Origin of the sequence: Nocardia sp. CC227C, from assembly GCF_030767025.1 — a bacterium.
In the GTDB taxonomy this organism is placed as follows: domain Bacteria; phylum Actinomycetota; class Actinomycetes; order Mycobacteriales; family Mycobacteriaceae; genus Nocardia.
In genome coordinates this window covers 37,644-59,581 of record NZ_JASITE010000018.1, presented here as the reverse complement: position 1 = coordinate 59,581, position 21,938 = coordinate 37,644, and the positions used below count along the sequence as shown (strand labels likewise).

Here is a 21,938-nt window from a genome sequence, read left to right as displayed (position 1 = left end):
ACTGCGTGACCTGGTGGTGGCCGGTCAACCGCGGCTCTGACACGCCGCTCGGTCCCGTCGCCGGCGTGGTCCGGCGAACGGCTGGCATCCGAGCGCGTTCGCCGACACCCCGCGCCGACACGCCCCCGCACCTAGACTCGTGCGGGTGAGTGGTTGGGACATCGGCGACATCCCCGATCTGACCGGGCGTACCTACATCGTCACCGGCGCGAACAGCGGCCTGGGCGCCGCGACCACGCGGGCGCTGACGGGTGCGGGCGCACGGGTGATCATGGCCTGCCGCAATGAGGTCAAGGCGCATGCCGTGGCCGCCGAGATGGGGGAGCGCGCGCAGGTGCGCCGTCTCGATCTCGCCGACCTGGCCTCGATTCGCGATTTCGCCGACGGCATCGAATCCGCCGATGTGCTGATCAACAATGCCGGGATCATGGCGGTGCCGATGCGACGCACCGCCGACGGCTTCGAAATGCAGCTCGGCACCAATCATCTCGGCCATTTCGCGCTCACCGGGCTGCTGCTGGACAAGATTCGCGAGCGGGTGGTCACCGTGTCCAGCGGCGCGCACGCCATCGGGCGCATCGACCTGGCGGATCCGAACTGGGAGCGCCGCCGCTATCAGCGCTGGGCCGCCTATGGGCAGTCCAAGCTGGCCAATCTCATGTTCGCCTACGAACTGCAACGCCGGCTGGCCGCCGCCGGATCCCCGAAGCTGTCGCTGGCCGCCCATCCCGGTTACGCCGCGACCGAACTCCAGTCGCACACCGAATCCTTCCAGGACTTCATGATGTCCATCGGCAACCGGCTGTTCGCGCAGAGCGCCGAAATGGGTGCGCTGCCGACGCTGTACGCCGCCACCGCGCAGGTGGAGCCGGGCGCGTTCTACGGCCCCGGCGGCCTGCGCGGCATGCGCGGACACCCGGTGCGCTCCGGATCCTCCTCCGCCTCCCGCGACGAGATGACCGCCCGTCGCCTCTGGGAGCTGTCCGAACAGCTCACCAAGGTCACCTATCCGTTCGGGCGGAAGTAGCCAACGGATCGATATCGACGGGCCGTGTCCGCATCGGGACACGGCCCTGATCGTGATCGACGCCACTCGCGGTCACACTCCGCGCGCCGGTTCCGTCATCTCTGTGAACGCGACAACGCGGCGGTAGTCACCTTGCGGTGGAAAGTAGGTAGTTGCAATGACCTTCGAGAACCTGCGGACTTTCGAGCAGCTGCGGCGGTCCGTCCGGGGCGATGTGCTGCTTCCCGGGGACGCCGGCTTCGACTCGGCGGCGCAGCCGTGGAATGTCGCCGTCACCCAGCGGGTGGGCGCGGTGGTCACCGTCGCGGACGCCGACGACATCGCCGCGGTGCTGGCCGCGGCCCGGGCCGCGGGGGTGCCGGTGGTGACGCAGCCGACCGGGCACGGCGCGACCGGCGATGTCGACGGGGCCATCCTGGTGCGCACCGGCCGATTCGACGGCATCGAGATCGACGCCGAGGCGCGGGTCGCCCGGGTCGGCTCCGGGGCACGGTGGGGTGCGATCCAGAAAGCCGCTGCCGCGCACGGGCTCACGGGGCTGGCGGGCAGCAATCCGGTGGTGGGCGTGACCGGTTACACCCTGGGCGGCGGCGCGGGCTGGTTCGCCCGCAGGTACGGCTGGGCCTCGGACGCGGTGCGCGCCTTCGAGATCGTGGCGGCCGACGGTCGCCCGGCGCGGATCACCGCGGACAGCGATTCGGAACTGTTCTGGGCGCTGCGCGGGGGCGGCGGCGATTTCGCGGTGGTGACGGGGATCGAATTCGAGCTGTTCCCGGTGCCTGCCGTGTACGGCGGCCGGGTGCTGTTCCCGGGTGAGCGCACCGAGCAGGTGTGGGAGACCTTCCAGAAGCTCACCGCCGACGCGCCCGACGCACTGTCGGTGTGGTTCCAGCGGGTGCAGATCCCCGGCTCACCGGAGCTGGTCGGCCTGGATCTCGCCTACCTGGGTGCGGTCGAGGAGGGGCGGGAACTGGTGGCCGTCGTCGACCGGCTGGGCGGCGCCGTATCCGACAATCGCGGCCTGCTCCCGGTGGACCGCGTCGGTGAGATCACCGCCGAGCCCACCGACCCCAGTCCGGCGCTCTCGCACGCCGAACTGCTCACCGATCTCGGGCACGAGGTCACCAAGATCCTGGTGCGCGAACCGGTCACGCCACTGCTGAACATTCAGGTCCGCCACCTCGGCGGGGCGCTGGCGACCGCGAATCCGGCGGGCGCGGCGCGGGGGCCCGTCGCGGAGCCGTACCTGCTCTACCTGCTGGGGCTGGGTCTGCCGCAACTGCGTGCGGCCGTGTCGGCGAAGCTGCGGGCGGTGGTGGACGCCCTCGGCGAGCACGCGCCCGGACACAAGCCCTACACCTTCCTCGGTGCGGCCGACACCGCGGCGGCGGCCTTCGACGACGCCACCCTGGCACGGCTGCGGGCGGTCAAGCGGGATCGTGATCCGCAGGGTGTGATCCGCGCCAACTTCCCGGTGCTCGGCTGACTCGAGGACCCGGCGCGGCCCGGTGCGGGAACTGTTCCGCGCCGGGCCGTTCCGCGTTCGCGCGGCGTTCGCGGACGCTCGATAGGCTGGTTCGGTCAATGGAACGCCATCCCGGATAGTGAGATGCCTATCGTGAATGTGTCGGCGGCCACACGCATTTTCCGTGGCTTCTGGTACTGTCGCCGCCATGCAGCGCGTGTATTTCTGGTTTAGCCAGCCGGCCCCGGGTGGGCCGAGCGGCGTGTACCAGCGCTGACTTCCTCCCACCCCGAGCCGGATGAACACAGACCGGCTCCGAGGGAATCTCATCGTGAATCTCCGTGGGTCGGCCTGAGAAAAGGAACCCACGAATCATGACTCTCGCCGCCGCCATCGACTCCAGGCATGCCGATCTGGACGATCAGCGCACCCTCAGCGTGAGCCCCCTTCGCTCGCCCGCCGACATCCGTCGCACCCACCCCATCGACGACGCGCTCGCCGATACCGTGCGCGCGGGCCGCAAGGCCACCGTCGACGTGCTGCGTGGCGACGACGACCGGCTGATGGTCATTGTCGGCCCGTGTTCGGTGCACGATCCCGACGCCGCCCTCGACTACGCGCGCCGGTTGGCGGCCAAGGCCGCCGAGCTCGGGGATCGGCTGCACATCGTGATGCGCGTCTACTTCGAGAAGCCGCGCACCACCCTGGGCTGGAAGGGCCTGATCAACGACCCGCACCTGGACGGCACCTTCGACATCAACACCGGGCTGGATCTGGGCCGTCGCCTGCTGGTCGACATCACGGCGCTCGGACTGCCGGTGGCCTGCGAATTCCTCGACCCCATTACCCCGCAGTACATCGCGGACCTGGTCGCCTACGGCGCGATCGGCGCGCGCACCGCTGCCAGCCAGGTGCACCGTCAGCTCTCCAGCGCGCTGTCCATGCCGGTCGGCATCAAGAACGGCACCGACGGCGATGTGCAGGTGGCCGTGGACGGTGTGCGGGCCGCCGCCGCCAGCCACGTGTTCCCCGGCACCGATCTGGAGGGGCGTTCGGCGCTCATCCGCACCGCGGGCAACCCGGACTGCCACGTCATCCTGCGCGGCGGCAGCAATGGCACCAACTACGACGCGGCCTCGGTGGCCGAGGCGTGCCTGCGCCTGGAGAAGTCGTCGCTGCCGCAGCGTGTGGTGATCGACGCCAGCCACGGCAACAGCAACAAGGACCACAACCGGCAGGTCGACGTGGTCACCGATATCGCCGGGCGCATCGCGGCGGGGGAGACCAGCACGGTCGGCGTCATGATGGAGAGCTTCATCCTCGCCGGTCGCCAGGACCTCACCCTCGGCCGCGCCGACGAGCTGGCCTACGGACAGTCCATCACCGACGCCTGCCTGGACTGGGACACCACCGCCGCGCAGCTCGACCGGCTGGCCGAGGCCGTCGCCGCGCGGCGCGGCTGAATCAGTACAGCCGCGCGGCGCGGCTGAATCAGTACAGCCGCGCGGCGCGGCTGAATCCCGCAGCGCGGCCACGTCCCCTATACCGGGGTGGCGGCAATACCGAGGAGATCGCCTGAGGCGCGGGTTCGGATATCGAATCCCGCGCCCCTCAGGTGCTCGGACAGCCTGCCCGGCAAGGGTTTCGGGCTGCTCGCGGTATCGGCTCCGGGGTCACCGTAGCCGTACATCAGGTACAGGGCGCCGCCCGGATCGAGCAGCTCGCGGATGGTGGCGAGCTCCGGCGTCGGATCCCTGGTCCAGAAGAGGTTCACATTGACCGCGAGGATCTTGTCGAAACCGGTGCCGTTCTCGCGAACATCCTCGGGCCGCAGGTCCTCCAAGGCGACCTGAAGCAGCCGCACCCGCCCCGACTCGACCAGTGCCGCATGCTTTTTCGCCGAACGTGCGATGGCGGTGGCGGAGCGGTCGATGGCCACGACGCGACCCGTTGTCAACGGTGCCGCCAGATAGGCGACCGACGGACTGGACCCCGCGCCCACCTCCAGAATCCGGTCCTCCGCCCGGATCCCCATGATCCCGACAATCCACTCGAACCGCGCCGTGCCCGCCATATCCGCAATCTACGCGGGCGGCCCCGGGTTTGTGCTGACCTCGCCCGTGACAGTCACAGATCGGCCGGAAGGATCCGAAAATGTTCGATTCCGGGTGTGAGCGGGGTGATCGCTCGAAAGCCTCGCTGGTCCAGTGTGAAGATAGCGTCGGTTCGAAAACGATCGGCGAGGACGACACCGACGGCGTCCGCCAAGTCGAGGTGAAGCCCCTCGTACTTGCCTCGAACGTACTTGCCTCGAATCTCCTGTGCCGCAGCCAGATCGACATGCTTCAATTCGGCAAGTCGATAGCGGCCGTCGAGCATGCGGCCCATGAGAGCATCGACTACTTGCATCGCGGCCGGGAAGCCGAGATCTCGATGCACGAGGTGATCCAACTCGGTCAGTACGAGCGGTGAGATCACCAGCGTTTCGCTCTCCATGACCGAAGCTGCTGATCGATGATCATCTTGATCGGCCATCAATGGGACGACAGGCGTGCCCGGGCCTTCTCGGCCCAGCGTTCGACGTGGTCGAGGTGGCGTTGGGCCTTGTTGAGGGCTTCCTGGGCGGTGCGGTTGGCGGCCACGGTGACGCGGCGTTCGGATTCGGCGTGCGAGAGGTCGGCGCGCAGGGCGGCGATGCGGTCCTCGACGGCGGTCAGGTCGGCGGCGACGCGGTCGCGCTCCGCCTGCGCGGTATCGCGGGCGGCGCGGGCGGATTCGAGTGCGGCGAGGGCGTCGGCGGCCGTGCTCGCGAGTTCTCCGGCCGTGCCCGCCCGGTCGCGTTGCGCCGCTCCGCCCGTCATCGGGTGCGCAGCGCCGTCATCGGCGTGAGTACGGGTCGAATCCGTGCCGGTGCCGGTGCCGGTGCCAGTGCCGGGGACGGTGGCCGTTGCGGAGGGGGATTCAGGTGTGGGGACGGCGGCGAGGGTGGCGGGGCCGAAGCCTGCGTAGCTGGCGGCGGTGGCGAGGGTGCCGGTGCGGACCGCTTCCGCCACGTCGGGGTCGGCGAGGGCGGCGTGCAGGGTCTGGCCGATCTCGCGGAGGGTCGCCTCGCTCAACTTCTGGTCGTGGGCGGCCGCCAGTTCGCCGGACTTCTTGGTCAGCGCGTTCACCACCCGCTGGCGCTCGGTGGTGAGTGACCGCAGCGCATCGCCCGACAGTTTCCGCTGCGCCTCCCGCAGCGAATCCCCGACGGCCAACAGCGCCGCCACCTCGTCGGCAGCCTCCCGAGCCAGCACATTCACCGCCCAGGCCGCCACCGTCGGCCGCCGCAGCTTGCCGATGGCCGCGGCCAGCTCGCGGTCCCCGCCTTCGCGGGCCCGCCGCACCCACTCGTCCCGCGCCGCGATGAACCCTGCCGGGGCGACGCCGTACAGCTCGCCCGCTACCTCCTCGAGCGTCATAACCCCCAGCCTAAGAGCGGCTTCCCGAGATCGCGGCCACATCCAACCGGTCCGTTCTCCGGAGGTGCGCCCGGTTCAGCCCCGGTCGAATTCGGCGGGCCAGGCCGGGGCCGGGCCGGGTGGGTCGGTGGCGAGGCGGCCCGCGATCCAGATATCGCGCCGCACGCCGCGCTGGACCATGCCGCCGCGCAGGATGCCCTCGTAGCGGAAGCCGGTGCGGCGGACCACGGCGGCGGACGGGTGATTGCCGACCATCGCCCGCCATTCGAGGCGGCCGTAGCCGAACGGCCCCGGGGCGAAGGCGGCGGTGCAGACCAGGTCGACGGCCTGGGTCATGAGTCCGCGACCGCGGGCGGCGGGGCAGAGCCAGTAGCCGATCTCGGCGGTCTCGTCCTGCGCGCGGATGGTGGGGTGCAGGCCGATCATGCCCACCACCGGCCCGTCCGCCGCCGTCCGCACCGCCCAGGTGGGGCTGCGCGCGGCCCATCCGGGAATCACGATGTCGGTCACGAAGCCCTCGGCGTGCTCGCGCAGGTAGGGCACCGGCATGGTGGTCCATTCCCCGATGGACGGCTCCTGGCAGCAGGCGGTGATGGCGTCGATGTCGTACACCGTGGGCGGCGTGAGCCAGACCGTTCCGTTCGACAGGGTGCTCGGGTCCATCGCCTCATGCTGGCATAGGATCACCACGGTGGTTGCCGCACTGCTCGCCGATTTGTTCGAATCCCATCGATCGCACCTGCTCGCGGTGGCCTATCGGCTGACCGGCAGTGTCACCGACGCCGAGGATGCGGTGCAGGAGAGCTGGCTGCGCCTGGCCACCACACCCCAGTACGAGATCGAGGATCTACGTGCCTGGCTCACCACCGTGGTGAGCCGCATCTGCCTGGACCGCCTGCGCAGTGCCGCCGTGCGCCGGGAAACCTATGTGGGCCAATGGCTGCCGGAGCCGGTCGTGACCGCGCCGAGCCCCTCCAGCACCCCCGATCCGCTGGCCGCGGTGGTCCGCAAGCAGGATGCCCGCCTCGCGGCGATGATCGTGCTGGACAATCTCACTCCGCCGCAGCGCGTGGCTTTCGTTCTGCACGATGCTTTCTCGGTGCCGTTCGACGAAATCGCCGATATCCTGGACATTTCCACCGACGCCGCCCGGCAGCTCGCCGCCCGGGCGCGCAAGGCGGCGGCGCGCGGCCCGGAGCCGGTTCCCGATCCCGAGCACGAGGCCGCCGTGCAGCGGCTCATCGAGGCCATGTACTCCGGGGACCTGGACCGGGTGGTGGCGGTGCTGCATCCGGAGGCCCGCACCATCGGCGACGCGGGCGGCACCACCGCCACCGCCATCAACGTGGTCACCGGTGCGGACAGGGTCGCCCGCCTGTTCCTGGGACTGCGCCGCAAACTGGGATTCGACGACCCCGCCAACCTCGCCGCGGGCCTGTTCGAGCCGGTGCTCGTCAACGGCCAGCTGGGTGTGCTGGTGCACGAGCGGGAGCCGGGGGAGAACCATCCGGGCAATCCGCGCCGGGTGTACGGCTTCACGGTGGCGGACGGAAAGATCTGGGGCATCTACGATCTCGCGAATCCGGCCAAGCTGTCCGGCATTCGCCTGTCGCGCTGAGGCGGGCGCCGAGCCGGGCGAGCGCGACGGCGCGGTCGCGAATGCCCGCGACCGCGCCGTCCACATCCGGGTGGGCGGCACACCCCCGACGGTCTTGCCGCACACCGGATTCGATCAGTTCGGCGGTGTCCGCACCGCGGAACCGCTCTCGCATTCGACGCCGCCGGACAGGCTCACCGATCCGGTGGGCGTGCAGTTGCCGATCCCGGAACCGGTGCCGGAGCCCGAGTCCCCTCCGGAGCCCGAGGGTGGGAAGCTCGATCCGGTGCTCCAGTCCGGGGTGGTCGACCCGGTGGCCCAGCCGATGAGCTGGTTGGCGATGTGGTGGGCATGATCGACGACCGCGACGGGGTGTAACAGCAGGTCGATGAAGGAGGCCATGTGCGCCCCTTTCGTTGATCCACCGGTGAGGGTGGGTGTGAGATGGAACACGGGGAGGCTAGCCGCCATTGGGTCAATGCACAATCACACTGGTAGGCAAGATATTTCAACAGTGAAACATAGGCATTCGCTATTGCTTCGCAACTGTTTGGCCCGGTGGGCTACTCTCCGGACATGCCCTACGTGCCCACCGTCGAACGCCTCCGCCCCTTCGGGGCCACCATCTTCGCCGAGATGACCGAACTCGCCGCTCGCCACGGCGCGATCAATCTCGGCCAGGGGTTCCCGGACAGCGACGGTCCCGTCGGCATGCTCGAGGTGGCGCGGCAGTGCATCGCCGACGGACTCAACCAGTACCCGCCGGGCCGGGGCATGCCCGTGCTGCGCCGGGCCATCGCCGCCGACCGCGCCCGCCGCTACGGCACCTCCTACGATCCCGACAGCCAGGTGCTGGTCACCGTCGGCGCCACCGAGGCCATTGCCGCCACCATCCTCGGCCTGGTGGAGCCGGGCCGCGAGGTGGTGCTCATCGAGCCCTACTACGACTCCTACGCCGCCGCCGTCGCGCTGGCCGGTGCCGAGCGCCGCACCGCCCGGCTGGTTCCCGACGGCGACGGCTTCGCCCTGGACCTGGACAGTCTGCGCGCCGCCATCACTCCCGAAACTCGTATGCTGCTGGTGAATTCGCCGCACAATCCGACCGGGACGGTGCTCGGCCACGAGGATCTCACCGCCATCGCCGAACTCGCCATCGAACACGACCTCATCGTCATGGCGGACGAGGCGTACGAGCATCTGGCCTTCGACGGGCACGAGCACATCAGCCTGTCCACCCTGCCCGGAATGTTCGAGCGCACGGTCGTGATCTCCAGCGCCGCCAAGACTTTCAGTGTCACCGGCTGGAAGATCGGCTGGGCCTGCGCCCCCGCCCCGCTGCTGGACGGCGTGCTGGCCGCCAAGCAGTTCCTCACCTTCGTCGGCGGCGGTCCCTTCCAGCCCGCCGTCGCGCACGCCATCGAGCACGAACAGCGCTGGGTGGCCGACCTGCGGGAATCCCTGGCGGACAAGCGGCTTCGGCTCGCATCGGCGCTGGCCGAGGCCGGGTTCGAGGTGAAGCGCAGTGACGGAACATATTTCGTCTGTGCCGACATCACCCCGCTGGGCGCGAGCGACGCCCTGGCCTTCTGCCGCGAGCTGCCCGAGCGCCTCGGGGTGGTCGCCGTTCCGGTGAGCGTGTTCGCCGACGATCGCGCCGCCTGGAACCATCTGGTGCGCTTCGCCTTCTGCAAGCGGGACGAGACCCTGGCGGAGGGGGTGCGGCGGCTGCGCGCCGGGATCCAGGTGGGCTGATCCGGTGGCGGGTGTGGCCGGCTCGGTCAGGCCGGTACCGGCCGCGCCCGATCGGCGGCGAGCAGCGCCGCCATCGCACCCAGCATCGTCCCGGTCACCCACCGCTGCGCCCGCTGCCACAGCGGCCGCCCGCTCAGGAAGCTCGCGACCGCGCCCGCGCCCAGCACGATGAGGCCGTTGACGGTCAAAGCGATAGCGATCTGCACCGCCCCCAGGCACAGGCTCTGCAACCACACCTGACCGTGCTCGGGCGTCACGAACTGCGGGATCAGCGCCATGTACATGATCGCGATCTTGGGATTGAGCAGATTGGTCACCAACCCCATGGCGAACAGCCGCCGCGTCGGATCGGCGGGCAGCGCATCGGGGGTGAAGGCCGAGACACCGCCGGGGCGCAGGATCTTCCAGGCCAGCCAGGCCAGATAGGCGGCCCCGGCGAACTTGATCGTCAGGTACAGGCCGGGCACCACCGCGAACACCGCCGTGATTCCGGCCGTCGCCGCACCCAGGTAGAACGCGAAGCCCACCGCGACGCCCGCCAGTGAGACGAATCCGGCCCGCCGCCCCTGCGACACCGTGCGGGAAACCAGATACATCATGTTCGGCCCCGGAGTGAGCACCAACCCCAGTGCCGCGGCCGCTACGCCCAGTATCGCCGTCGCCTCGATCATGCGGTCGATATTTCCGCTACCGGGAGCATGCTGTCGCGGGCCAGTCGGCAAGCACTGGCCCTGCCGATCACGAGCGCAGCGTGCCCGGATACAGATACTCGTCCGCGGGCGGCCCCTCGCGGTCCAGCCAGGCGGCGAAGAACTCGGTCAGGTCGCCGGGGGCGCGGGACTGCACGAATGCGCGGAACTCCGGCATGGACGCGTTGCCGTAGGCGTGCCCGGTCACGAAATCCCGGAGGGCGGGGAAGAACACGTCATCACCGAGGGTGCGGCGCAGTGCGTGCAGGAACAGCGGGCCGCGGTAGTAGACGGAGGTGAACTCGTTTCCGACGCCCGGATCCTGGAGCGTGATCCGCCAGAACTTGGGATTGTCGTAGAACTCGGCCACGGTCTCGCGGTACTCCGCGTCGACGTCCTTGCCCTCCTTGCGCTCCGGCCACAGATAGTCGGCGGTGTAGCTGGCGAAGCATTCGTTCAGGCAGATATCCGACCACTGCCGCACCGACATGGAATCGCCCCACCACTGGTGGGCGATCTCGTGCACCACGGTCCGCAGATCCGTCCACGGCGCGTAGACGGGCCGGGTCTGGGTTTCGAGCGAGAATTCCAGTTCGGTGTCGACGTAGATGCCGCCCGCCACGTCGAAGGGGTACGGCCCGTACAGCTCCTCGGCGAAGTCCAGGATCTCCGGCAGCCGCAGCTCGTTCTCCTTGGCGTCCAACGCATCCGGTGCGAAGGCGCTCAGCAGCGGGGTGCCGTCGGCGCGGCGCTGCTCCAGGAATTCGAAGCGGTCGATGGCGACGGTGGTGAGGTAGCCGATCACCGGATGCCGCGACTCCCACCGTGTGGTCCGGCGGCCGTCGGTCACCGTGTCGATGGTCTTGGCCCCGTTGGACATCACCTCCCACTCCTGCGGCACCGTGGCCGTGAGCGTGAAAGTCGCCTTGTCCGTAGGGGTGTCGTTGAGCGGATACCAGCTGGTGGCCGAATGCGGTTCGCCCGCGACGAAAGCGCCGCCGCTGGGGGAGACGTACCAGCCGGAGCCCTCGTCCTCGCCCACCGGCCCCGCGTAGTCGACCTCGACCGTGAACGGCAGGCCGGGCAGCAGCGGCAGCAGCGGCGTGACGACGAGTTCGTGTTCGTCGGTGCGCTCGAACCAGGCGGGCAGATCGTTCACCGACACCTTCGCCACCTCCGGACCGGCGTAGTCCAGATTGAAGGTGCGCAGCGCCTGGGTGGCGCGGGCGCTCACCCGGGCCGAACCGTTCAGGTGCCGGGTGGGCGGGTCGTAGTCGATCGCGACGTCGTAATGGACGGCGTCGTAGCCGCCATTGCCGTCCATCGGATAGTAGGGGTCACCGAGCCCGGGCGCGCCGACCAGCGGATCGGTCGACTGCGCCTGCACGGGTGCGGCGGCGGCCGCCGCCAGCGCGACACCCGCCACCGCGTACCGCCACCAGCTGCGAGAGGTCACCGAGCCGCCCCTTTCCGGCATCCCTTGCCGATCAGCCGATGCTAGCCGTCGCTGCATCAGTGGCCGGTGCCCGACACCGCCACGCTCGCGCCCAGCCCGAAGATCATGACGCCGCCCGCGCCGCCGACCGCCTCCAGCCGCTTGGGCGAGCGCGCGAACCAGTTGCGCGCGGTGCCGGCGAGCAACGCCCACGCGCTGTCCGAGACCAGGGCGATGAGCAGGAAGGCCAGGCCCAGAATCAGCATTTGCAGCGGTATGGCCCCGCTCGCCGGATCGACGAACTGCGGCAACACCGCCGAGAAGAAGATGATGGCCTTGGGATTGCTCACCCCGACGACGAACGCCTGTCGCAGCATCTTGTTCCGCTGCGCGGGTTCGACGTCGGCCCGCAGCGCCGCCCGCAGCGATTTGCGGTCGCGGATGGCCTGAATGCCGAGGTACATCAGATAGAGCGCGCCGACGACCTTCACGACGGTCAGCGCTACCGCGGACGCGGCGACGAGTGCGCCCAGCCCGGCGGCGACGCAGACCAGGACGAGCAACACCCCGACCGAATGGCCGAGCACCGAGAGCAGGGCTGCCCGCCGACCGTCGACGAGGGCGCGTCCGATGACGAAAAGTACACCGGGACCGGGGATTACGATCAGAACGGTGGCCGCGACGAGAAAGGCCAGCAGATTCGCAGCGGGGATCATCGGCCCAGTCTATGCGCGTGCACCTACCTCCGGTCCACGGAATATCAGGTCCCGCGCAGTTCGTCCGGCAATTGCTGTGGATCGATGAGCAGCCGTTTGGCGTCGACCCGGCGCACCTTGGCGGCCAAGTCCAGATTGTCGGTGAGCAGCTGCCATTCCACCTCGCGGATGGTGGTGCGGGCGCGCTCGATGATATCGAGATCCCGGGTGCCCCAGGCGATGGGCATCATGGTCACCGCATGCCACAGCTCGCCGACGGAGGCGGGGGCGCGGTCGATGCGCACCGTCACCGAGGGCACCCGCTCCCCGGCGCGGACCCGGTGGCCGGGCAGGCTGCGTACCGTGCGGGTGACCAGCGCGTAGCGCGGGCCGTCGGCGGTGGGCTTCGCCAGGTCCACCAGGGCCAGCAGGGTGGTGCCCTTGGCGGTGCTCTCCGAGACGACCGCGGGGACCAGGGTGCCGGTGGCGTAGAGCTTGTCGATGCGGGCGCGGTGCGGGGTCCACAGCCCCACGAACAGCGCGGTGGCCGCGCCCAGGGCGAAGGCGACGGCGAGCAGGTACGACCACGGGTGGTCGAGCCAGACGAGGTACCCGGTTCCCACGCCGAGCACGATCGACGCGGCGATGGCGAGTACCCGGATCCGCCGCAGGTAGGCGGCGACCTCGTTGACCGTTCGGGCATGCTCACGATCGACCGTGAATTCGAATCGCCGTCGCACGTCGGTTCCCTCCCGCCCTTTTATGGAGGCTGCCGCTCCATTTTTATCCTATCGCCGGACCGAGCAGGTCGTCCGCATCCGTGATGCGGTAGGCATACCCCTGCTCGGCGAGGAAACGCTGTCGGTGCGCCGCGTATTCGGCGTCGAGGGTGTCCCGGGCGACCACCGAGTAGAAGTGCGCCTGCCCGCCGTCCTGTTTCGGCCGCAGCAGGCGGCCCAGCCGTTGCGCCTCCTCCTGCCGCGATCCGAAGGTGCCCGAAACCTGCACCGCCACCGACGCTTCCGGGAGATCGATGGAGAAATTGGCGACCTTCGAGACCACCAGCACCGGAATCTCGCCCTGCCGGAACGACTCGAACAGCGCCTCCCGCTCCTTGGTGCGGGTGGAGCCCTGGATCACGGGTGCGTTCAGATGCTCACCCAGTTCCTCGAGCTGATCCAGATAGGCCCCGATGACCAGGCTCGGCGCGTCGTGGTGCTGCGCCAGAATCGATTCCACCACGGCGAGTTTGGTGCGCGCGGTGGAGCACAGCTTGTAGCGCTCCTCGGGTTCGGCGGTGGCGTAGGCCATGCGCTCGGCATCGGTGAGCGTCACCCGCACCTCGACGCAGTCGGCGGGCGCGATCCAGCCCTGCGCCTCGATGTCCTTCCACGGCGCGTCGTAGCGCTTGGGGCCGATGAGGGAGAAGACGTCGCCTTCGCGGCCGTCCTCGCGCACCAGGGTGGCGGTCAGGCCCAGTCGCCGCCGCGATTGCAGATCGGCGGTCATGCGGAAGACGGGCGCGGGCAGTAGGTGCACCTCGTCGTAGATGACCAGGCCCCAGTCCCGGCTGTCGAAGAGTTCCAGGTGGCGGTACTCGCCCTTGGTCTTGCGGGTGATCACCTGGTACGTGGCGATGGTGACCGGGCGGATCTCCTTGCGCTCGCCGGAGTACTCGCCGATCTCGTCCTCGGTGAGCGAGGTGCGGGCCAGCAGTTCGCGCCGCCACTGCCGTCCGGCCACGGTATTGGTGACCAGGATCAGGGTGGTCGCCTTGGCCTTGGCCATGGCCGCCGCGCCCACCATGGTCTTGCCCGCGCCGCAGGGCAGCACCACCACGCCGGAACCGCCCGCCCAGAAGGAGTCGGCGGCCATCTCCTGGTAGTCGCGCAGGTGCCAGCCGCCGGTTTCGAAGTCCAGGTCGATGGCGTGCGCCTCACCGTCGACGTACCCGGCCAGGTCCTCGGCGGGCCAGCCGATCTTCAGCAGCGCCTGCTTGATGTGACCGCGTTCGGAGGGGTGCACGATCACGGTGTCGTCGTCGAGGCGGTCACCGAGCATGGGTGCGATCTTCTTGTGCCGCAGCACTTCTTCCAGCACCGCGCGATCCAGCGACACCAGTGTGAGCCCGTGTGCCGGATGCTTCACCAGTTGCAGCCGCCCGTAGCGGGCCATGGTGTCGACGATGTCCACCAGCAGCGGCTGCGGCACCGCGTAGCGCGAATAGCTGACGAGGGCGTCCACCACCTGCTCGGCGTCGTGTCCGGCCGCCCGCGCATTCCACAGCGCCAGCGGCGTGATCCGATAGGTGTGCACATGCTCCGGCGCGCGTTCGAGTTCGGCGAACGGCGCGATCGCCTGCCGCGCCGCGTCGGCCGACTCGTGGTCGACCTCCAGCAGCAGCGTCTTGTCGCTCTGCACGATCAATGGACCGTCGGTCATGCCACCTCCTGGATCGGGCCCGCCCACCCGGGCCGTCGACCATTCTTCCCGAAGCCACCGACACCGCGCCGGGCCCCGCGCGCGTGTTCCCCGCGCGCGGCCGGGTGGCGCGCCGGTAATCGTGGTGTGACCGGGTGATGTTCGTTCGCCGGAAAGCCCGCAAGACCCCAGTTCCGATGGCTAAGATCACACCTCATTTGGACATACGTCCAGCTAATCGGAATCGACGGACAGCGGGTGATTCGATGCGCGGGGTCGGAGCAGGGGAGAACGCACGCGGACGACGGCGCGGGCGCTGGGCGGCGGGCCTCGCCGCGGCGGTGGTCTGGGCGGGGCTGCCGGCGGCGGCTCCGGGGGCGGCCGCACCGCCCGTACTGCCGGACGTCCACGTCGAGGACGGCCGGTTCGTCGATGACGCGGGTCGCACCGTGCTGCTGCACGGCGTGAACAATGTGGACAAGGAGCCCCCCTACGTCGAACCCGGCGACGGCTTCACCCTCACCGCCGAGGACGCGGAACTGCTCGCACGGCACGGCTTCAACGTGGTCCGCCTCGGCGTCGCCTTCGACGGCCTCATGCCCACCCGGGGCGTCGTCGACACCGCCTACCTGGACCGGGTCGCCGCGGTGGTGGACACGCTCGCGGCGCACGGCATCTACACCCTGATCGACCATCACCAGGACGGACTGTCGAAGATCTGGGGCGGCAACGGCTTTCCGGAATGGTCGCTGCGGTCTCGGCCCGGCGCGCTGGAGCCGAATCCGGGCTTCCCGCTCTACTACCTGATGCCGAGCATGAATCGCGGCTGGGATGAGGTGTGGCACAACAGCAATGGGGTGCTGGACCAGCTCGGCGTCGCCCTCGGCGCGCTGGCCGCGCGGCTGGAGGGGCGGCCGGGCATGCTCGGGATCGAGCTCATGAACGAGCCGTGGCCCGGGTCGGCGTTCCTGTCCTGCTTCCCCAACGGCTGTCCCGGCTTCGATGCCGTCTACCAGGCGGCCATGCAGCGGCTGACCGATGCGGTGCGCGCCCGCGCCGCCGATCTGATGGTCTTCTGGGAACCCAATGTGACCTGGAACGAGACCATGCCCACCAACCTGGGCAGGAATCCGCCCATCACCGCGCCCGATATCGGCTTCGCGCCGCACGACTACTGCATTCCCAGCCAGCTGGCCATCTACCTGGGGCTGCCCGAGGGGCTGCGGGCGCTGTGCGGGGTGCAGCAGGACAAGACCTGGGGCAATATCGACGCCTTCACCCGCCGCACCGGGATTCCCACGCTGGTGACCGAGTTCGGCGACGGTGACGCCACGGTGCTGCGCAATACGCTGGTGCGCGCCGACGATCGCTTCATCGGCTGGATGTACTGGCACTACTCCTCCCGCTTCGGGGCGGGTGGCCCGCGCCCCGACCCCTTCGACGGCGATCTCGGCCGGGAGCTGGTGCGTACCTACCCCCGCGCCACCGCGGGCGTGCCCGGCCGGATGGTCTTCGATCCCGCCGACGGCGACTTCGCCTACCGCTACACCCCGGGCCCCGCCGCCGCGACGACCGAGATCTACGTGTCGGACCTGCATTACCCGGACGGGTACCGGGTGCGGGTGGAGGGCGGCACGGTCACCTCGGCTCCGGGAGCGCGGGTGGTGACGGTGCGCGCCGCCGCGAGCACGCCGGTCTCGGTGTACGTCAACCGGCCCGATTCGCCGGGCGTGCCCGTGCCGGAGGGTCCCGTCGGCACCGGATCCGCGGGCGGCGGCTCGTCCGAGTCCGGTTCCGCCGGAACGGGTTCGGGTGATGCGGGGTCGGCGGACCCGGGCTCGGCGGCCACCGGCTCCGCGGGGTCGAGCTGAGACTGCGCCGCCCCGGAAACCCGGGTCGGGCGGGTCTGTAACAGGACGGCGATTCGACACGACACAAGGGCGCGAGACCCATAGCTGGTCATGTGCCCAGATAATTGAGAGGGAACACTTGTGAACTACTTCAGCCTGCAATTGCTCAACAACTTCCTACCCATGGTCCTCAACCTGTCGTTGCTGGGCATGCGTGGCGGCGGGATGTACTACTACTGATCCGCCGCTCCAACGCGGGACTGATGCGGCCGCCGGTCCCCTGCGGGTAGCCTCAGGCCGTTCACGGCGGCCGTGAACGGTTCGGTGAGAAAGGTTTTCGCAGGTGAAGTTCGCACCAACGAGGCTTATCGCGCGCCTCGTGTTGGCTCTCGTGGCAGTCGCCGCGCTGGCCGGATGCTCGATGTTCGAAGAGGCCAGCAAGTCCGACACCGCGAAAGCGCAGGTCGGTGACTGCATCAATGTCATCTCCGGGTCCGCGGCCGACTCCGAGACGGAGCCGGTCGACTGCTCCTCCGAGAAGGCCGTCTACAAGGTCATGGACGTCCACGACACCAAGACGGAGTGCAAGGAGGAGTACACCTCCTACGAGGAGACCCTGAACGGCGGCACCACCGCATTCCTGTGCCTGGCCCCCAACTTCAAGGAGGGCGCCTGCTACAACGAGAGCCCCACCACCGGGTACAAGAGCGTGGACTGCTCCGCGCCGGAGGCGTCGTTCAAGGTGACCAAGCGCATCGACGGAGAGACCGACGAGTTCCTCTGTGATACCGCGGCCATCGGCTACCGCATCGTGCCGGATCCCAAGATGACCTTCTGCCTGGGCAGCCCGCAGAGCTGACCGGGGAAGCGGATCGGCCCGTCGCATCTCCGGGAGCGACGGGCCGATCGCGTATCAGGCGCTCAGTCGACCAGGGTCATCGAGGCTCAGTCGACCAGGGAGACCGAGGCGATGCGGTGCAGCGTGAAGGTGCGCACGGTGCCGGTCACCGTGTCCAGGGCGTCGAGTTGGCCGCCGCCCACCTTGACCGGCTCCACCACCCGCTGGGTGGCCACCCCCTGCGCGTCCACGTAGCCGATGTGCACCGGGCGGTGGACCCGGGCGGCCAGTTGCAGCAGGGCGAGGGTGGCGGCGGTGCTGGTGCGGGTGCCGTCCGAACGCACCGTCTGACCCGAACGTGCCTGTGCCGCGAGCTCTCCCGCGCGCAGTTCGCCCACCAGGGAGCGCAGTTGCTCCAGGCTCGGCGGGTTGGGGCGGTAGACCGGCCGCGCGTTCGGCCGCGGGGCGATGCGGATGCCGCGCGGGCGTAGATCGACCACGGCCCCGGAGGAATCCTCACCGGCCGGGCTGAAACCCGCCGCGCGCAATTGCTCCAGCACCTCGCCCAGCGGCGCCTGGGAGATCGCCACCGTGGGCGCGACGGCCCGCAGCGCCAGCTGCCCGGCCACCGGGGCGGCCAGCACCTCGGCCAGCAGCGCCGGATCCTCGCTGCGCACGAAGGATTGCGCCATCCCGACCCGCAGGCGGCCGTGGCGGCGCGCCACGTCGTCGATGAGATAGGTCAGCGACTGCGGGACCGGGGTGCGCGAGTGCGTGGTGAACAGATTGTGCAGTTCCGCGGCGGTGGCCCCGGCGTCCAGGGCGCGCCGCACGGAGGTGTCGCTGATGCGGTACACCGTTGCGGCACCGGCGGATTCGACATCGGCGACCAGCGAGACGCGGTCCTGCAACTCCGGGACGAGCGGCCCGGGGGCGATGACCGTCAGATCCGCCTGCACCAGGATGTGGTCCACCGGTTTCGGCAGCGCCGCCGCCATGGCCGCCTCGGCATCGGCGGGACCGGATTCGTTGCCGTGCAACAGGGCCCGCCCGGCGGAGGTGAGCGCGCCGTGGGCGACCAAGCCCAGCGCCTGCGCCTCGGCCAGGGTGTTCGCCACCGCGTCGGTACGGAAGTGCCGCCGCCAGCGCGGTTGCCGCCAGGCCAGCACCCGGCCCAATTCGGCCGCCGGTACCGCGGTGCCGGAGGGGAACTCGCCGAGCAGGTCGAGAATGGCGCGACGGTCGCGCACCGCGTGCAGGATGCGCAGGTCCGCCGAAAGCGCGACCAGCGGTTTGTCATTGGCGTCGCGCAGGCCGATCATCCACGGGAAGCGGTCCAGCTCCAGCCAGGCGCGGGCGAGCACCACCCAGCGTTTCGCGGGGGCGGCGGCGGTCCAGGCGTCGGCGGTGGTGGTGGGGGCCCAGTGGTCCTCGAGGTCGCTGTCCGGCGCGGGCTCGGGACTGCCGCGATCCACCAGGCGGGCCGCCGTGAGCACCTCGGCGAGCAGGCCGAGGCGCGAGTCGTCGATACCGGTCTGCTTGGCGATGCGCCGCGTCTCGCGCACCCCCAGCCCACCCGAGCGCAACACGGGAGCCGGTGTGCGCCCGAGTGATTCCAGCAGTTCGGCACTGTGGCGCAGCAATTCACCGACCTCGCCGGCGGCGGCCGCGTTCACATCGGCGGCGGTGAGTTTGGTGGTCGCGGGCTGTGGCGGGGTGAGTGCGTGCGGATCGGTGGTGGGTTCGCGCCGCAGCACCTGGCCGACCATGGGTGGCAGTTCGACGGTCTCGGCGTCGATCCAGTTCAGCAGTCGGCGCGCCAGCAGTCGCTGTACCGGGCGGTCGGCGGGCGTGCCCGGCGCGGCGTCGCGGGTGCGCCCGCGGGGGCCGGTGGTGGCGAGCTTGTCGAGCAGCGCCCGTTCCTGGGTGGTGAGTTCGCCCAGCGCGGCGGCGATCTCGGTCGCGGTGAGGGCGTCGGGAATCTCCGTGGTGCTGCCCAGCGGCCACGGTAGCGCCTCCTGGGCGGCGGGGGTGAGCCGCAGCGCCTTGTCCGAGCCCCAGACCAGGGCGCGCGCCCGCAGCCGGTCCACGGCGGCGTTGATCAGCTTCTTGCCCACCCGATCGCCCAACAGCTCGTGCAGGCGTGTTCTGGGCATGGCGACGGGTGTGCGGGGGTCGGCCGCTCCGTGCACCGCCAAAGTCTCGATCACCGCGAAATCGAGGGTGTCCAATTCGTCGGTGGCGCGCAGTACGGAGGCCCGCTGTTCGGTCCGCGCGGCCAGCACGGCCATCGAACCGGGCAGCGGCACGGCCAGATCCGGTCGCAGCTGCAACAGCCCCACCAACTCGTCGTCCCCCCGAGCCGCCAGCCACTCCGTCAACGAGGCGGCCTCGGCGGCGGCCTTGCGGCCCTTCGCGCCGGTAGCCGCGCGGCGCGCGGCCCCTTTCGCCCCCGAGACGGTGGCTCCGGACCGGCTGTCGGCGTCTCCCGCACCTCCAGCCGCCGAGCTGCTCGACCCGCTCGTCTCGGCCGTCGCGGTCGCCGTGGTCGTCCCGCTCGTCGCGGTCGTTCCGCTCGCCGTGGTCGCCCCGCTCGTCGCGGTGGTCCCGCTCGCCGTGGTCGCCCCGCTCGTCGCGGTGGTCGCGGTCGTCCCGCTCGCCGCAGTCGCCGCGGTCGCCGTGCTGTCGTCCGCCGATGGCGCTGCGGGGGCATCACCGACCGCGTCCGGCGCGGTGCCGCCGGACGGTTCGGAAGCCGGTGCACCGTTGGCGAACTCGGCGTGGCCGGGGCCGCTATCGGTCACGGCGAACCAGCGGGGCGCGGTGGCGGGACGGCTGACCGGTATGCGTCGTGGGGCACGTTTCGATGGCCGTCGCGCCGAATCGGGGGTGCGACGGCCACCGCGCGATGTGCCGCGCCACGAACCGCATGGGGTGAAGCGTCGTCAGCGGTTGATGACCGTGTGCGGGTGCACGTACGGCAGCTGATCGACCGGAAGCGGAAACTCGATGTCCTCGCCGTAAGGGGAGAGGTTGCCGGAACGCGTCGACGACAGTTCGGTCACGGCGTGCTCACCGCTCGCCACTTCCGGCCAGCCATTGTCGACGTACGGTTTCTTCGATTTGTTCACCACGGGCTCATTCTGGCATGGGGAGGGTGGGGCCGCCTGCCCCGGCACCCGGATATTCCGGCGGGGACGGCGCTCTTCCGGCAAACAGGGGTGCGGTGGCGCGAGTCGCCCACCGCGGCGGCTCCCGGCTCCCGGGATATCGGGCGTGCGCTCGGCACGGCGAAGCCCCGCATCGCCGTGGATGCGGGGCTCGGCCGTGCGCGAACGGATTACTGCGGGAGCAGGTTCTTGTTCGCCTCGAAGAAGTCCACCACCGCGGGGTCGAGCTCGACGCCGCCGTTCTTGGCCGCGTCGACGAAGGCACGCGCCTCCTGCGGGATGTTGATGCCGTTCTGCTGGGCGACCTCGAAGGCGCGGTCGACGGCATGGAAGACCTGCTGGCTGCTGTCGGCGGCCTGGGTCTGCGGCGCGACGCCGGGGTTCCAGCGCGGGGTCTCCTCGGCCGGAGCGCTGCGCGGCGTCGGAGCGCTGCTCAGCCCGAGGCTGGAGGAGCAGGAGGGCCAAGCGCCCCAGCCCTGGCTCGCGAGCACGCGCTCGGCGACGACGATCTGCTCTTCGCGGCTGGCCTGGTAGGCGTTGGGGGCGAATTCGCCGCCGCCGTGGGCGCGCCACGTGCTGGGCGAGAACTGCAGGCCGCCGTGGTACCCGTTGCCGGTGTTGATCGACCAGTTGCCGCCTGCTTCACACTGTGCGAGGCGATCCCAATCGGAGTCGGGAGCCGCGCTGGCGTTGCCCGCCAGGGCCACTCCGGCGCCGCTGATCATGGCGCCGGTGACGGCGACCTTGGCGACGGTGCGGCCGGTGTTGGTCGGCTTGCGATGGCGTCCACTCATGTTCGGGTCGTTTCCTCTCGTACGCTCCTGCGAGGCCGACTACCGGGGGGCGAACTGAGAGGTCGTCCGTCCCGGCGCGCTGGTGCGCGCTGTTCCTCGCCCTCACCCCTGGTTCCGTGTGGGGGTCCGTACCCGCGGGGTGAGGTTCGGTGCGGCGGGCCGGTGGCGCCGGGCTGACCCGGCTAGCGACAGACACTACGACTACCGCCGCGAAAAATCACTATTTGGTAACCGGCGGGTCTGATCGAGTGGCGATCCGGCACAAGGGCTTCCGCACACCCGTATGTGCTGGTGGTCACGGCGTGTCTGGCCCGATAGGGTCCTGTCACCGGGTCGTTATCGGCCTGTTATGTGACTAAGATCACATGTGTAGCCGGGTAACGGAATGGGCAACCCGCGTGTCCGCGGATACCCCCGACGGGTCACCGCGCGCGCCGACCCGACCACAGCGCGAACACCACGCCGAACAGAAATCCGAGTGGTGCGCACATGGCGAGGAGATAGAGCCAGAGACCCGGCTCCGAATCGGCGAGAATCGCCCAGCCGAAGATGCCCACGATCGCCAGCAATCCAATGGCGAACAGGACGATCGCGGTGCGCAGCAGCCAGGTCCCGGACCTGCGCGGGGTCGGGTTCGAGGAGGTGTCGGACACCTCGAGACCTTAAAACTGATGTGCTCGGGCTATTCACACCGGGGTAGACTCGAAGCATTCGCGTCCCTCATACCTGTGTGGGGCGCGTTCT

The 21,938-nt window shown here is 70.0% G+C and carries 21 protein-coding genes; 7 read left to right on the top strand and 14 right to left on the bottom strand.

Annotated elements, in window-relative coordinates:
• Nucleotides 1–145: 145 nt before the first annotated feature.
• The 3 genes from QMO76_RS29390 to QMO76_RS29380 all read left to right on the top strand — a co-directional run bounded on the left by QMO76_RS29390 (nucleotide 146) and on the right by QMO76_RS29380 (nucleotide 3,955).
• Nucleotides 146–1,027 carry an oxidoreductase gene (locus tag QMO76_RS29390; protein ID WP_306364604.1) on the top strand — a complete coding sequence of 294 codons (882 nt, stop codon included), beginning with the start codon at nucleotides 146–148 and terminating at the stop codon, nucleotides 1,025–1,027.
• Between the two features lie 157 nt (nucleotides 1,028–1,184).
• Entirely contained in the window at nucleotides 1,185–2,513 is a 1,329-nt protein-coding gene (locus QMO76_RS29385) for an FAD-binding oxidoreductase (protein ID WP_306364603.1), read from the top strand.
• A gap of 353 nt (nucleotides 2,514–2,866) precedes the next feature.
• Nucleotides 2,867–3,955, top strand: a complete 1,089-nt coding sequence (locus QMO76_RS29380; protein WP_306364602.1) for a 3-deoxy-7-phosphoheptulonate synthase — start codon at nucleotides 2,867–2,869, stop codon at nucleotides 3,953–3,955.
• A 77-nt stretch (nucleotides 3,956–4,032) separates the two neighbouring features.
• Here the strand turns inward: QMO76_RS29380 and QMO76_RS29375 are convergent, their stop codons facing one another.
• The 4 genes from QMO76_RS29375 to QMO76_RS29360 form a co-directional block, all read right to left on the bottom strand.
• The gene (locus QMO76_RS29375; protein ID WP_306364601.1) at nucleotides 4,033–4,566 is read right to left on the bottom strand and encodes a trans-aconitate 2-methyltransferase; all 534 of its coding nucleotides are present in this window, start codon (nucleotides 4,564–4,566) and stop codon (nucleotides 4,033–4,035) included.
• Between the two features lie 53 nt (nucleotides 4,567–4,619).
• Nucleotides 4,620–5,027 carry a VapC toxin family PIN domain ribonuclease gene (locus tag QMO76_RS29370; RefSeq protein ID WP_306364600.1) on the bottom strand — a complete coding sequence of 136 codons (408 nt, stop codon included), beginning with the start codon at nucleotides 5,025–5,027 and terminating at the stop codon, nucleotides 4,620–4,622.
• Complete coding sequence (locus QMO76_RS29365; protein WP_306364599.1) at nucleotides 5,027–5,953, bottom strand: hypothetical protein; 927 nt, start codon at nucleotides 5,951–5,953, stop codon at nucleotides 5,027–5,029. Before QMO76_RS29365 ends, QMO76_RS29370 begins: the two co-directional genes overlap by 1 nt.
• A 75-nt stretch (nucleotides 5,954–6,028) precedes the next feature.
• Nucleotides 6,029–6,616, bottom strand: coding sequence for a GNAT family N-acetyltransferase (locus QMO76_RS29360; RefSeq protein WP_306364598.1), 588 nt, complete (start codon nucleotides 6,614–6,616; stop codon nucleotides 6,029–6,031).
• 28 nt (nucleotides 6,617–6,644) lie between these two features.
• Between QMO76_RS29360 and sigJ the strand changes: the two genes are divergently transcribed.
• Nucleotides 6,645–7,571 carry an RNA polymerase sigma factor SigJ gene (sigJ, locus tag QMO76_RS29355; RefSeq protein ID WP_306364597.1) on the top strand — a complete coding sequence of 309 codons (927 nt, stop codon included), beginning with the start codon at nucleotides 6,645–6,647 and terminating at the stop codon, nucleotides 7,569–7,571.
• A gap of 114 nt (nucleotides 7,572–7,685) precedes the next feature.
• Here sigJ and QMO76_RS29350 read toward each other — a convergent pair whose 3' ends face one another.
• Complete coding sequence (locus QMO76_RS29350) at nucleotides 7,686–7,952, bottom strand: hypothetical protein (protein ID WP_306364596.1); 267 nt, start codon at nucleotides 7,950–7,952, stop codon at nucleotides 7,686–7,688.
• 174 nt (nucleotides 7,953–8,126) lie between these two features.
• Here QMO76_RS29350 and QMO76_RS29345 point away from each other — a divergent pair, with 174 nt between their 5' ends.
• Complete coding sequence (locus QMO76_RS29345) at nucleotides 8,127–9,302, top strand: pyridoxal phosphate-dependent aminotransferase (protein WP_306364595.1); 1,176 nt, start codon at nucleotides 8,127–8,129, stop codon at nucleotides 9,300–9,302.
• A 26-nt stretch (nucleotides 9,303–9,328) separates the two neighbouring features.
• On the opposite strand, the gene QMO76_RS29340 is transcribed toward QMO76_RS29345, so the two are convergent.
• The 5 genes from QMO76_RS29340 to QMO76_RS29320 all read right to left on the bottom strand — a co-directional run bounded on the left by QMO76_RS29340 (nucleotide 9,329) and on the right by QMO76_RS29320 (nucleotide 14,563).
• A complete protein-coding gene (locus QMO76_RS29340) occupies nucleotides 9,329–9,973 on the bottom strand; it encodes a LysE family translocator (RefSeq protein ID WP_306364594.1) in 645 nt (214 codons plus the stop codon).
• A gap of 67 nt (nucleotides 9,974–10,040) precedes the next feature.
• Nucleotides 10,041–11,447: a M1 family metallopeptidase gene (locus QMO76_RS29335; RefSeq protein WP_306364593.1), complete on the bottom strand. Its 1,407-nt coding sequence runs from the start codon at nucleotides 11,445–11,447 to the stop codon at nucleotides 10,041–10,043.
• Between the two features lie 56 nt (nucleotides 11,448–11,503).
• Nucleotides 11,504–12,142: a LysE family translocator gene (locus QMO76_RS29330; protein WP_306364592.1), complete on the bottom strand. Its 639-nt coding sequence runs from the start codon at nucleotides 12,140–12,142 to the stop codon at nucleotides 11,504–11,506.
• 44 nt (nucleotides 12,143–12,186) lie between these two features.
• Nucleotides 12,187–12,861: a DUF3239 domain-containing protein gene (locus QMO76_RS29325; RefSeq protein ID WP_306364591.1), complete on the bottom strand. Its 675-nt coding sequence runs from the start codon at nucleotides 12,859–12,861 to the stop codon at nucleotides 12,187–12,189.
• A gap of 43 nt (nucleotides 12,862–12,904) precedes the next feature.
• The gene (locus QMO76_RS29320; RefSeq protein WP_306364590.1) at nucleotides 12,905–14,563 is read right to left on the bottom strand and encodes a DNA repair helicase XPB; all 1,659 of its coding nucleotides are present in this window, start codon (nucleotides 14,561–14,563) and stop codon (nucleotides 12,905–12,907) included.
• Between the two features lie 245 nt (nucleotides 14,564–14,808).
• Here QMO76_RS29320 and QMO76_RS29315 point away from each other — a divergent pair, with 245 nt between their 5' ends.
• Both QMO76_RS29315 and QMO76_RS29310 read left to right on the top strand, forming a co-directional pair.
• A complete protein-coding gene (locus QMO76_RS29315) occupies nucleotides 14,809–16,413 on the top strand; it encodes a cellulase family glycosylhydrolase (protein ID WP_306364589.1) in 1,605 nt (534 codons plus the stop codon).
• Nucleotides 16,414–16,771: 358 nt separating this feature from the next.
• The gene (locus QMO76_RS29310) at nucleotides 16,772–17,251 is read left to right on the top strand and encodes a hypothetical protein (protein ID WP_306364588.1); all 480 of its coding nucleotides are present in this window, start codon (nucleotides 16,772–16,774) and stop codon (nucleotides 17,249–17,251) included.
• 86 nt (nucleotides 17,252–17,337) lie between these two features.
• On the opposite strand, the gene QMO76_RS29305 is transcribed toward QMO76_RS29310, so the two are convergent.
• The 4 genes from QMO76_RS29305 to QMO76_RS29290 all read right to left on the bottom strand — a co-directional run bounded on the left by QMO76_RS29305 (nucleotide 17,338) and on the right by QMO76_RS29290 (nucleotide 21,847).
• Nucleotides 17,338–19,611, bottom strand: coding sequence for a helicase-associated domain-containing protein (locus QMO76_RS29305; protein ID WP_306364671.1), 2,274 nt, complete (start codon nucleotides 19,609–19,611; stop codon nucleotides 17,338–17,340).
• A gap of 564 nt (nucleotides 19,612–20,175) precedes the next feature.
• Entirely contained in the window at nucleotides 20,176–20,364 is a 189-nt protein-coding gene (locus QMO76_RS29300; RefSeq protein WP_306364587.1) for a hypothetical protein, read from the bottom strand.
• 206 nt (nucleotides 20,365–20,570) lie between these two features.
• Nucleotides 20,571–21,194: a transglycosylase family protein gene (locus QMO76_RS29295; protein WP_306364586.1), complete on the bottom strand. Its 624-nt coding sequence runs from the start codon at nucleotides 21,192–21,194 to the stop codon at nucleotides 20,571–20,573.
• A 422-nt stretch (nucleotides 21,195–21,616) separates the two neighbouring features.
• Entirely contained in the window at nucleotides 21,617–21,847 is a 231-nt protein-coding gene (locus QMO76_RS29290) for a hypothetical protein (RefSeq protein ID WP_306364585.1), read from the bottom strand.
• Nucleotides 21,848–21,938 lie beyond the last annotated feature (91 nt).

Coding starts and splice junctions, on each gene's coding strand:
- QMO76_RS29385 (WP_306364603.1), top strand. CDS start 1,185: ATGACCTTCGAGAACCTGCGGACTTTCGAGCAGCTGCGGCGGTCCGTC.
- QMO76_RS29380 (WP_306364602.1), top strand. CDS start 2,867: ATGACTCTCGCCGCCGCCATCGACTCCAGGCATGCCGATCTGGACGAT.
- QMO76_RS29375 (WP_306364601.1), bottom strand. CDS start 4,566: ATGGCGGGCACGGCGCGGTTCGAGTGGATTGTCGGGATCATGGGGATC.
- QMO76_RS29370 (WP_306364600.1), bottom strand. CDS start 5,027: ATGGCCGATCAAGATGATCATCGATCAGCAGCTTCGGTCATGGAGAGC.
- QMO76_RS29365 (WP_306364599.1), bottom strand. CDS start 5,953: ATGACGCTCGAGGAGGTAGCGGGCGAGCTGTACGGCGTCGCCCCGGCA.
- QMO76_RS29360 (WP_306364598.1), bottom strand. CDS start 6,616: ATGGACCCGAGCACCCTGTCGAACGGAACGGTCTGGCTCACGCCGCCC.
- QMO76_RS29350 (WP_306364596.1), bottom strand. CDS start 7,952: ATGGCCTCCTTCATCGACCTGCTGTTACACCCCGTCGCGGTCGTCGAT.
- QMO76_RS29345 (WP_306364595.1), top strand. CDS start 8,127: ATGCCCTACGTGCCCACCGTCGAACGCCTCCGCCCCTTCGGGGCCACC.
- QMO76_RS29340 (WP_306364594.1), bottom strand. CDS start 9,973: ATGATCGAGGCGACGGCGATACTGGGCGTAGCGGCCGCGGCACTGGGG.
- QMO76_RS29330 (WP_306364592.1), bottom strand. CDS start 12,142: ATGATCCCCGCTGCGAATCTGCTGGCCTTTCTCGTCGCGGCCACCGTT.
- QMO76_RS29320 (WP_306364590.1), bottom strand. CDS start 14,563: ATGACCGACGGTCCATTGATCGTGCAGAGCGACAAGACGCTGCTGCTG.
- QMO76_RS29315 (WP_306364589.1), top strand. CDS start 14,809: ATGCGCGGGGTCGGAGCAGGGGAGAACGCACGCGGACGACGGCGCGGG.
- QMO76_RS29295 (WP_306364586.1), bottom strand. CDS start 21,194: ATGAGTGGACGCCATCGCAAGCCGACCAACACCGGCCGCACCGTCGCC.